Here is a 10,883-nt window from a genome sequence, read left to right on the forward strand (position 1 = left end):
ATGAATTTCAGATTTTCAATCGTATTGCTGATGTTTTTCGCCTTAGGTTTTTCTCAGGATCTTAAAGTGATGAGTTTTAACATCAGACTGAATGTTGATTCGGATAAAGAAAATGCCTGGCCAAAGAGAAGACAGGATGTTGCAGATTTGTTGATGTATTACCACCCGGATTTTTTTGGTGTTCAGGAAGCGCTTCCCGAGCAGATGAAAGATATTAAAATGGGTTTAAAGAATTACGATTACGTTGGGGTCGGAAGAGATGACGGAAAAGAAAAAGGTGAATTTTCAGCGATATTTTATGATACTAGAAAACTTCAGATTGTAAAATCGGGAACTTTCTGGCTTTCTGAAACTCCTGAAAAACCATCAAAAGGTTGGGATGCAGCGTTGAACAGAATTTGCACCTATGCGATTTTTAAAGATAAAGATTTAAATAAAGAATTTCTGGCCATGAATATTCATTTTGACCATATCGGAAATTTGGCAAGAGTAAAATCGTCAGAACTCATTTTGAAAAAAGCAAAAGAGCTGAATCCGAAAAATTTACCCTTTGTTTTGACGGGAGATTTTAATTTAACCGAAAATACAGAACCTGTGAAAATTCTTTCTCAAAATCTTGAAGATACTTTTTACAACGCTGAAAAGAAACATTATGGTCCGGTGGGAACGTTCACTGCATTTAACGTCAATGAAGTTCCAAAAGACAGAATCGATTTTATTTTTACGAAAGGTTTTAAAATAAAATCTCACAGACACATCAATGACAGACGAGAAAATCTGCTTTATCCATCAGACCACTTTCCCGTTTTGGTTGATTTGCAGTTTTAAAAAAATTTAATTTAAAAATATAATGTAAGCTTTGTTCGATCGAATGAAGCTTATTTTTTTACAAAATTTATCTTTCAGGAAAATTGATTTCAAAGCCAATGCCTCTTACTGACAGAATTTTTATGGTAGGGTCATTGTTCAGGTATTTTCTGAGTTTGCTGATGAAAACATCGAGACTTCTTCCGGTAAAATAATCGTTAGTTTCCCATAATTTATCGAGAATGTCATCACGCTTAATCATCTGATTGTTATGTTGTAAAAGATAAATTAATAGATCTTTTTCACGGATGGTTAAACGGATATTTCCCGTAGGATGAATGAGTAGCAGCTTGTCTGAATCTAAAATATATTCTCCGATTTTCTGCTGAGGATCGGGAGAATGAAATGCAGTTCTTTTCAGAATATTTTTAATTCTTAAAATCAGTTCTTCAGGATCACAAGGCTTTGCCAAATAATCATCTGCACCAATTTTCAGACCTTTCAGACGGTCGATTTTTTGATTTTTAGCGGTTAGAAAAAGGAGTGGAAACTGTGGTTTCTGTTTTAAAATGATTTTTGCCAACGAAAAGCCATCCATTTTGGGCATCATAATGTCTAAAATCCCAATGTGATATTGGAAATCTGAAGATAATACAGTCACAACATCTTCTGGATTCTGAAACCAGACAACTTCAAAATCTTCTAATTCCAAATATTGTTTTAGAATCATCCCAAAGTCTGAATCATCTTCTACCAAAAGAATTTTAGTGTTCATAAGGCAATTTGATTTTAAATTGTGTTCCGACTTTTATTTCGCTTTTTACATCTATTTTTCCTTGATATTTTGAAACGATTTTCTGCACAAAATAAAGTCCTAATCCCAAACCTTTTGTGTTGTAAATGTTGTTGGATTGTATTCTGTAAAATTTTTCGAAAATACTTTTCAGTTCATTTTTTGCAATTCCTTCACCGTTATCAGAAATGTTTATTTCTAAATGTTTTTCTTGCTCAGTGATATGGATTTCGATTTCAGAAGCTCCATATTTTATACTGTTTTCGCAGAGGTTTTTGATAATGGTTTCCATTAAATTTTTATCAAAAGGCAGCTCTTTTTTAATGTCATTTTGAAATTTAAATTTATTCTCAGGATACGTAAAGGCTAAATCCTGAATAAAGAAATCCCAATCTTCTGGTTGTATAAAAATTGTTTCCGCTGTATTTTCATCTTTGTGAAGTTGAAGCAGTAGATTTTCCAGACGGATAATTTGTCGGTCAATTAAAGGTAATGTTTCTGTATTTAGATTCTTTTTCAGAGTTTTTGAGGCGATTTTTAAAGTAGCAATCGGGGTTTTGAACTCATGCGAAATGTTATCAACGATGGTGTGTAGAACTTCAATCTGTTTTTGTTGTTTGATGAGGTTTTTAATCGTGAAAATATATAAAATCAGGACACTTGCAAGCAAAGCGATACAACATAAAATTAACAGAGTCAATTCTCTAAAAACAACTGTTTTTATATTTAAAATTTCATATCCTGTTGTGCTTTTTACGGAGAAACTGTCATTTCTGGTCAGTGTTTTATTATCGGTATCTGTCGACTTTGAAGTGGTTTCCCAGGTTCCGGTATTTAAAATTCCGGCTTTCTTTACCTTTTTTTCAGTTTCATAGATAATGATGGGCTTCGTGATGAGATTTGTTCTGGTAGGATTAAAAATAATCGACGAATATTCAATTTTTACCGCAACTTCATACCCTTCATCTTTAAAGTGATCATCTACATATTGGCTGAATTCTTTTTCGGTAGCGATTCTGTTTTTATCGAAAAGATTCAGAAATTCATCGTGGGTAATTTCTTTGTTTTTAAATTTAATTAAAATTGCTTGCACTGCATCATCGTGAACTTTTCTCATTGCGCCTTTGTCTTCTAAGCGATCGGTGTAATCTGTCAGTCTTTTATGTACAGTCCGGTAGATTTCACGCTCTTTTACCTGATAAGTTTTGTACATAAAATACCCTTGAATCCCCAAAAGAAGCAGGAATAAAGTAGCAAACAGAGCGATAAGATTTTTGCTTTTTGAAATCATTAAAACAAAGATATAGCATTCATCTTTTCCCCAATAGACATTAACCCTTCGTTAACCTTCCATTAACCTAAATTCTCTTGAGCATTGCAGACTTTTGTACGAGAAGAAAAAAGAGTTTTCTGACTGTTAAAATCTAAATAAAACCTTATGTATAAATTCCTCATTTTATTATTCTTTCCAGCTCTTTTGTTTTCGCAAAAAAGTAAAATCGAAGGCACGATTACCAACATTCATAAAGAAAAATTGCCATTGGTTTCTGTAGAAGTGTACAATTCTCAAAATATTTTATTGAAAACAGTAACCACCAATGAAAACGGAAATTTTGTATTGGAAGGCATCACCGAAAACAATGTGAAACTGATCATCAAAGATTTGGAATATGCTCAGTTAGAAAAAAATCTGAACCTGAACGAACAAAAAGAAAGTTTACAGATTATCCTCAAAAAAGATATTCAGGAAATTCAGGAAGTGGTGATGACCAAACAGAAACCTTTGGTGAAAAGAAAAATAGACCGTTTAGAGTTTAACGTAGAAAACAGCAATATTTCGTCACTTAATGCTTGGGAGATTCTTAAAAAAACTCCCGGAGTTACATCGGGAAATGATGTGTTGGCAATCAAAGGAAGTCAGAGTATCGTTGTAACCATTAATGATAAAAGAGTCATGCTCACGGGCGACGAACTGAAAAATTTATTGGAAAATACTCAGGGTGATGAAGTGAAGTCTGTAGAAGTTATCACCAATCCGCCCGCAAAATATGAAGCTTCGGGAAGTGCAGTTCTCAACATCGTCATGAAAAAAAATAAAATTGAAGGATATCGTGGTGTTTTGAGCTCAAAATATATTCAAAGTCAATATGCAAAGGGCGTGGCTGGAATTTCTCAGTATTATAAAAAGAATAAACTTTCGGTGATGGGAAGTTATTATTTCGGAAGCGGAACCTATTATCGTGAAGGTACAGATTATGTAAATTATGCTGAAGATCAGACCCGATGGATCAGTATAATGAACAGGAAAGATAAGAACGAGAGCCAGAATACTGTCAATTTTAATCTGGAATATGAAATTGACGGTTTGACGAATGTGAGTTTAAATTATTCAGGATTTTTTAGTCCCAAATCGTTTGGAACTTACAACGTGCCGACTTTAATTTATAATAAACAAAATGAAGTGGAATCCAATTACACAACCATTAATGATCATCATTCCAGAAGTATTAATAATTCAGTAAGCTTTCAGGCAGACAGAAAATTAAATGCAAAAAGCAAGTTGACCTGGACTAATTATTTTGCTGGAAACAATGCACAGAAATATCAGGATGTCTTAACCTATCTTGATTTTATAAATCAATCTCCCACAGAAAATAATTTTGTAACCAATAATAAAAGTGATGTCAAACTTTACTCCACACAGGCAGATTATCAGTGGAAGAATGAAAAGTGGGAAGTTGAATCTGGCGGAAAATACAGCTTTGTGAAAACCAACAGCCGACTCGATTTTTCAGATAACGAAAAATTACAGTACAGATCCGATAAAAGCAATGTTTTCGATTACAAAGAACACAATTTTGCACTCTATACTTCATTGGCATACAATCCAGGAAAATGGAACTTCAAAGCAGGATTACGGGCAGAAAAAACTGACTTGGAAGGATTGGTTTCAGAGCCGTTTGAAGTGAATAAAAACAATTACTGGAAATTATTTCCTACACTGTATGCACAATACACGACGACAAATAGTCATCAGTTCGGATTGTCTTACGGAAAACGCATCAGCAGACCTTCTTATTCATGGCTCAATCCTGCTAAATCTTATTACAATTTGTTCTCTTATTTTCAGGGTGATCCGAAATTGAAAGCCACCATCATTCATAACCTCAATTTTACCTACACGTGGAAAGAATGGAATCTAGATTTCTATTACAGAAAAGAGATTTTCCCATCAATGGAAATCTCGTATCAGGAGCCAAGTACCAATAATTTGATTTATAATTTTACCAATATCGAGAAAGGACAGGCGTTTGGTTTAAGTGTATATAAAAATTTTCAAATCAAACCTTGGTGGAGTCTGAGTTTATCTGAAAACCTTGAACACAACGAAAATTATTTTATCGGAATTGATGACGTTTTGTATAAAAACAAAGTGTGGAACTGGGTTTCTGATATTTCCACAAGTTTTACTTTAGACAAAAACAGCGACTGGAAATTAGAATTGGGTCATCGTTACAACTCGCCATCTATTCAGGGTACATTTAGAATTTCTAGTTCGTCTACTGCCTATTTGGTTATGAATAAAAAGTTTTTCGACAAAAAGCTTGAGGCGAGTCTTGTTTTCAATGATATCTTCAGAACATCAGGTGAAAAGGTGAGCACCAAATATGCGAATCAGGATAACTATTTTATCGACTATCGGGATACACAAAGTGTTTCTGTTTCTGTGAAATTTAATTTTGGAAATCAATCCGTGAAAAATGCTAAGGCGATTAAAAAAGCCGATGAACAGGCAAGAATGTAAATTTTCACTAATTCAATCTGTGCATTTGAGAACTATTTGATTTATTTAAATTGCCTGTTTAAACTTCAAAAGTTTTTATTACATTTTCCCTATTTTTGACATTCATTATTTAAAAAATTAACATGAATAGATTTCTTTTGGGATTGGTCACTATGGCTTTATCTGTACATATTTCCGCCCAGGAATTGTACATGCCGAGAAATATTAAAAAAGCTTACGAAAACGGAACTCGTGATATTTCCGGAGCGCCCGGAAAAAACTACTGGCAGAACAAAGGAATTTATGATGTTGAGGTAAAAGTAGATGCTAAAACGAAGATTGTTTCGGGAAAAGAAACGATTATTTACAGCAACAATAGTCCGAATGATTTAGATGAATTGGCGATACGATTTGTCAATAATCTTCATAAACCAGAATCTCCAAGGTCAGGTACTGTTTCTAAAGATTTTTTGTCATCAGGTTTAAGAATTAGATCTTTCATTGTTGATGATTTAAAATATAACATTAACAGCGAAAGTTGGGGAACGGTAGAAAAAGTAAAATTAAATAAGGTTTTAAAATCGAAATCAAAAGCTGAGGTGAAAATCGAGTGGGAATATCCTCTGTCTGTACAAAGTGGAAGAGAAGGGCAGATCGATCCCGAAACTTTTTACGTAGCTTATTCTTTCCCAAGAATTTCTGTATATGATGATTATAATGGTTGGGATATGCTTCCGCACTCTGACCGACAGGAGTTTTATAATGATTTTAATGACTATTCTTTCGCAATTTCTGCTCCGAAAAATTATGTGGTTTGGTCGACAGGTGAATTTCTGAATCCTGAAGAAGTTTTGCAGACGGAATATTTGAATAGATTTAAATCTTCTTTAAAAAGTGATAAAGTCATTCATATTGCTAACGAAGCAGAAATGAAATCCGGCAAAGTCACCAAAAATAATCAGTGGAATATCTGGAAATTTAAAGCCAACAACATTACAGATTTCTGTTTTGCTTTGAGCAATCATTACGTTTGGGACGGTTCAAGTATTCAGCTTAAGACTAAACGATCAAGTGTTCAAGCCGCTTACAAATCCGGAGCAAAAGATTTTGAACATTATGTAGAATGGATGCGCTACAATCTCGATTGGTTTTCAAAAAACTGGCCGGGAGTGGAATATCCTTTTCCGACAATGACGGCAATTCAGGGTTACGCCGATATGGAATATCCGATGATGATCAATGATACAAGTATTCCCGATGATTTGCAGGATGCAAGATTGACAGCAGATCACGAAATAGCGCACACTTATTTTCCTTTTTACATGGGAATCAACGAAACGCGATATGCTTTTATGGATGAAGGCTGGGCAACAACTTTGGAATATTTAATCGGAATTGATGAAAACGGTGAAGAAGCTGCCAAAAAATTCTATCAGAATTTCAGAGTTAAAAGATGGATCAATGATCCTTCTACCGAGCAGGATCAGCCAATCATTACAATGAGTACGCAGGTAAGCGGAGCAGGGTACGGCAATAATTCTTACGTGAAATCATCTCTGTCTTATTTAGCTTTAAAAGATTATCTGGGTGATGATTTGTTTAAAAAAGCTTTACATCATTATATGGATAACTGGAATGGCAAACATCCTATTCCATGGGATTATTTTTATTCGATGAATACAGGATCCGGAAAAAATCTCAATTGGTTTTTTAATAATTGGTTCTACACCAATAATTATATTGATTTAAAAATCACAAACGCAAGTCAGCAAAAAGATAAATTGATGCTGAATGTTGATAATGTGGGAGGCTTTGCAGTTCCTTTTGATGTAGTTATGACTTATGAAGATCAATCAGTTGAAAAAACTCATTTTACTCCGAAAATCTGGGAAAATGATCAGAAAAAAGCGGTGATTTCTGTTTCAATAAAAAAGAAAGTGAAATCTGTTCTTTTAGATGGTGGACTATTTATGGATTACACTCCAGATGATAATTTTAAAAATTTATAACAGAAAAATTCTTGTACAGAGGCGGAATTTCTATAATTAATGATAGATTTGCAGCGATTAATTAATTACTGATTAATAATAAAAATTCTTAATGAAAAAACAGATTATTGCATTATTTTGCATAGCAGCAATTGGTGTTTCGTGTGATAAGAAAGGCGACACACAGGGAGATAGCAAATATACAGATGACCAGAAAGCTTCTTACTATATAGGTCTTAGTATTGCACAAAATATGAAACAGGAAGGTTTCAAAGTAGATGCAGATCTTTTGGCTCAGGCTATCAAAGAAGAAATGGAAGGGAAAAAGAAGCTGATGCCTGCTGAAGAGATGAATACTTTTATGCAAGAATTCATGCAGAAACAGAATGAGAAAAAACAAGCTGCTGCAGGAATACAGGCAAACGAAAATAAGAAAAAAGGTCAGGATTTTTTGGCAAAGAATAAAAGTAATCCTAAAGTGAAAACTACAGCATCTGGTTTGCAATATGAAATTTTGCAGGAAGGTAATGGTGCAGCCAAACCAAAAGCCTCAGATGTCGTACAGGTAAAATATACCGGAAAGTTGCTTGACGGAACTGTTTTTGACTCTACCGATAAAAATGGTGGGCAGCCAATGGATATCAATCTTGGTGCTGTGATCAAAGGCTGGACTGAAGGGATTCAGCTTATGAGCAAAGGGGCAAAATACAGATTTTATATTCCTTCAGATCTTGCGTATGGAGACAACGGCGCTGGTGCCGCAATTCCGGCAGGCTCTACGATTATTTTTGATGTAGAACTTGTTAATATTAAGTAAGTTAATTAAACTTCAACAATATAAAAAAGGAAGCCGCAAAGCTTCCTTTTTTTTATATTTAAATCTTTACAAAATGAAGAGGAAAATAATCCTAAGATTCTGCAAAACCGTTTTTTAAAGCAAATACAGCAAGTCCTACTCTGGTTTTCAGTCCCAGTTTTTCGCAAAGCTGATCTCGGTAACTTTCTACCGTTCTTGGGCTGCAACACATTTTCTCGGCAATTTCTTTGTAACTCAGTTCGGTTACTGTATAAGTAAGAAATTCTTTTTCCCTGTCGGAAATACGAACAGCTTTTTCGGCACCCGGATCACTGTTGATGTTAGAAAAAATGATTTTCGAAGCCCATTCAGGATAGAAAAATCCGTCATCCTTTAATCTGATCAGTGCATTCTCAAGATCTCTGGGATGTGTATTTTTTAAGAGATAGCCTTTAGCTCCGTTTTTTATCATTTTGATGACACTGTTGTCGTCTCCCTGCATACTCAATGCCATCACTTTTATCGCGGGATGATTGTTTTTCAACCATAATACACTTTCAAAGCCATCCATGATCGGCATGCTGATATCCATCAGAATAATATCAGGAATTTCGTGATTGCTGTTGAATTTGTCTATTAAATCTTGTCCGTTTTCTGCTACGTAAATGACCTGGAAATGTTCAAAATTATCAATAATTCCTTCTAGAGCTTTTGCGATAAGAAGATGATCATCAACGATTACTATAGTTTTTTTCATGCCTTATTTTTAAATGAAATATGGAGTTGTGTTCCGGTATTTTTTGCGCTCGTAAAACTGTATTCTCCTCCGATGATCTTTGCGCGGTTTTTCATATTGGTAAGCCCGATGCCGTTACTGAGTGTTTTTGATGTATCGAAACCTATTCCGTCATCTTTTATAGACAGTTCCCAAACATTTTCTTCTGAAGCATTTAGTTTAATGAAAATGTTTTTGCACTGAGAATGCTTGATGCTGTTTTGAATAAATTCCTGAGTAATTCTCAAAAGCACATTTTTGTGAACAAAATCCAGCTCCAGAGGATCGCCTGTATGTTCAAAGTGTATTTCGCATTTTTTTAATGCATTAATGTTGTTCACTTCTTCTTCAATTAAAGTAGTGATTTCTTTCTGGCTTATATTGTCGTCTGTAAGCGTTTTTGAAAGACTTCGTAAATCCTGCAGCGACTGATTAATGATTTGCGAAACCTGATCTATTCTTTCATTTACTTCCGGAACCTTATTTTCATAAAGTAACTGTTGAGTATAAAGGCTTACCAGCGTGAGTTTTTGGCCGATGTTATCATGAAGCTCACGCCCAATCTGCTGCATTGTAGCCTGCTGAATTTCTAACTGAGTGGTAAGAAGTTCTCTCTGATGAATTTCATTTTTAATTTGAATTTCAATTAAATATTCAGATTTTTTTTGTTTGTATTTTCGAATATAGATGATCACGGCCGCCACGAACATGAAAAAAAATATATTGAATAAAAAAATAGTTAAGAATAATTCTGTTTTCCCCATATAAATGAACTTGCAAATAGTAAATACATAATGATAGCAGAAATCCTGAAATAATTAATATAAAGATCCCAAATTTCTTTATGCCCGTAATACAATTGAAGATAAAACGTCCACAACGGAAGCGTTCCTATATAGAACAAAGTTACACCAAGATTAATATAAAACATTCGGTTTTTGGTGAAATTGAGAATATTATCAGAGTTAATCTGCTTGTAATATTCCATCGTTACCAAGATCATCAACAGTAAACTTCCAAAGGTGTAATTGAATGAAAAAATATATTTGTTCTTCAAAAAATAAAGTTCATTCGGTATAAATGATAATATAAATATCGCCATAAAACCGAAAAATAATTTTTTGCTTTTAAGTGATTGATAGCCATAAAGCCAGTAAAAAAAGATAAATTCTAATGGAATTACAAAATAATTAAAAAATAAGTGCTTTGGAATACGTGTGTAAGGTATAAACATTCCGAGTACTTCGCAGCAGAAAATAATAACAAGATACATCGCAAAAAACCTGTACAGGCTATTCTTGACTTTTAAATAAAATATAATTGCTGTGAGTGCTGCAAGTCCTTCAGAACAGGTCATCGCAATTTCTAGAAAACGTGTGAAATCCATATGCAATTTAATAAGACTCAACAGTACCGTTCCCCGGATGAACCAATATTCCGTGGTTTTGTGCTAAAGCGTTTCTTCCCAATCCGGCAGTTATTGCTAATGCAGTTTGTGTATGTGATCCGGAATCTGATTCAAAAGGGTTAAAATCATAATTGAGCATTTCTCCACCTTCAGATTCTTCTTTTTTTGTAGGAACCATCACCAGTGTGTGTCTCATTGCATAATCAGCAGGAACAGGATCTGTGGGAGATTCGGGATATGCAGCATAATACAAACGGATTCCCAGATCCTTATCTGGGCAGGTGGGATCATTGAGGCGAGCCTGGAGCTCAATCTGTTCGATAAATTTCTTCACGGTTTCAAGGTCAAACCAGATTGAGTGAGCGTCATCAATTCCGAGATTTTCATTGATATAATTTAGCTGATTGTTGCGATAATTATCCACCAATTCCTGAATAATATCAGTAGACATTCTCCACGGATTGGCAAATCGGTTTGCCTGTCCGTTTTCGTTGTTCGGGTCGGTTTTCATGGTTAGTTTCTGTTTAATTAG

General features: G+C 34.3%; 10 protein-coding genes. 4 read left to right on the forward strand and 6 right to left on the reverse strand.

Annotated elements, in window-relative coordinates:
- Positions 1 to 828: an endonuclease/exonuclease/phosphatase family protein gene (locus PGH12_RS14855; RefSeq protein ID WP_267599846.1), complete on the forward strand. Its 828-nt coding sequence runs from the start codon at positions 1 to 3 to the stop codon at positions 826 to 828.
- A gap of 67 nt (positions 829 to 895) precedes the next feature.
- On the opposite strand, the gene PGH12_RS14860 is transcribed toward PGH12_RS14855, so the two are convergent.
- A complete protein-coding gene (locus tag PGH12_RS14860) occupies positions 896 to 1,582 on the reverse strand; it encodes a response regulator transcription factor (RefSeq protein WP_267599847.1) in 687 nt (228 codons plus the stop codon).
- Positions 1,572 to 2,813 (reverse strand): sensor histidine kinase, encoded by a 1,242-nt coding sequence (locus PGH12_RS14865; protein ID WP_267599848.1) that lies wholly within the window; start codon positions 2,811 to 2,813, stop codon positions 1,572 to 1,574. The genes PGH12_RS14860 and PGH12_RS14865 overlap by 11 nt, the downstream gene beginning before the upstream one ends.
- Positions 2,814 to 3,038: 225 nt before the next feature.
- Here PGH12_RS14865 and PGH12_RS14870 point away from each other — a divergent pair, with 225 nt between their 5' ends.
- From PGH12_RS14870 to bamJ, 3 genes are all read left to right on the forward strand, one after another.
- The gene (locus tag PGH12_RS14870; protein ID WP_267599849.1) at positions 3,039 to 5,405 is read left to right on the forward strand and encodes an outer membrane beta-barrel family protein; all 2,367 of its coding nucleotides are present in this window, start codon (positions 3,039 to 3,041) and stop codon (positions 5,403 to 5,405) included.
- Positions 5,406 to 5,527: 122 nt separating this feature from the next.
- Positions 5,528 to 7,393, forward strand: a complete 1,866-nt coding sequence (locus PGH12_RS14875) for a M1 family metallopeptidase (RefSeq protein WP_267599850.1) — start codon at positions 5,528 to 5,530, stop codon at positions 7,391 to 7,393.
- A gap of 91 nt (positions 7,394 to 7,484) precedes the next feature.
- Entirely contained in the window at positions 7,485 to 8,189 is a 705-nt protein-coding gene (gene bamJ / locus PGH12_RS14880; protein ID WP_267599851.1) for a BamJ family beta-barrel-assembly machinery protein, read from the forward strand.
- 91 nt (positions 8,190 to 8,280) lie between these two features.
- On the opposite strand, the gene PGH12_RS14885 is transcribed toward bamJ, so the two are convergent.
- The 4 genes from PGH12_RS14885 to PGH12_RS14900 all read right to left on the reverse strand — a co-directional run bounded on the left by PGH12_RS14885 (position 8,281) and on the right by PGH12_RS14900 (position 10,862).
- Positions 8,281 to 8,925 carry a response regulator transcription factor gene (locus PGH12_RS14885; RefSeq protein ID WP_267599852.1) on the reverse strand — a complete coding sequence of 215 codons (645 nt, stop codon included), beginning with the start codon at positions 8,923 to 8,925 and terminating at the stop codon, positions 8,281 to 8,283.
- Positions 8,922 to 9,707, reverse strand: a complete 786-nt coding sequence (locus tag PGH12_RS14890) for a sensor histidine kinase (RefSeq protein ID WP_267599853.1) — start codon at positions 9,705 to 9,707, stop codon at positions 8,922 to 8,924. Before PGH12_RS14890 ends, PGH12_RS14885 begins: the two co-directional genes overlap by 4 nt.
- The gene (locus PGH12_RS14895) at positions 9,683 to 10,000 is read right to left on the reverse strand and encodes a hypothetical protein (protein WP_267599854.1); all 318 of its coding nucleotides are present in this window, start codon (positions 9,998 to 10,000) and stop codon (positions 9,683 to 9,685) included. Before PGH12_RS14895 ends, PGH12_RS14890 begins: the two co-directional genes overlap by 25 nt.
- 337 nt (positions 10,001 to 10,337) lie before the next feature.
- The gene (locus PGH12_RS14900) at positions 10,338 to 10,862 is read right to left on the reverse strand and encodes a hypothetical protein (protein ID WP_267599855.1); all 525 of its coding nucleotides are present in this window, start codon (positions 10,860 to 10,862) and stop codon (positions 10,338 to 10,340) included.
- Between the last annotated feature and the right edge of the window lie 21 nt (positions 10,863 to 10,883).

Source organism: Chryseobacterium sp. CY350, from assembly GCF_027945075.1.
In the GTDB taxonomy this organism is placed as follows: domain Bacteria; phylum Bacteroidota; class Bacteroidia; order Flavobacteriales; family Weeksellaceae; genus Chryseobacterium.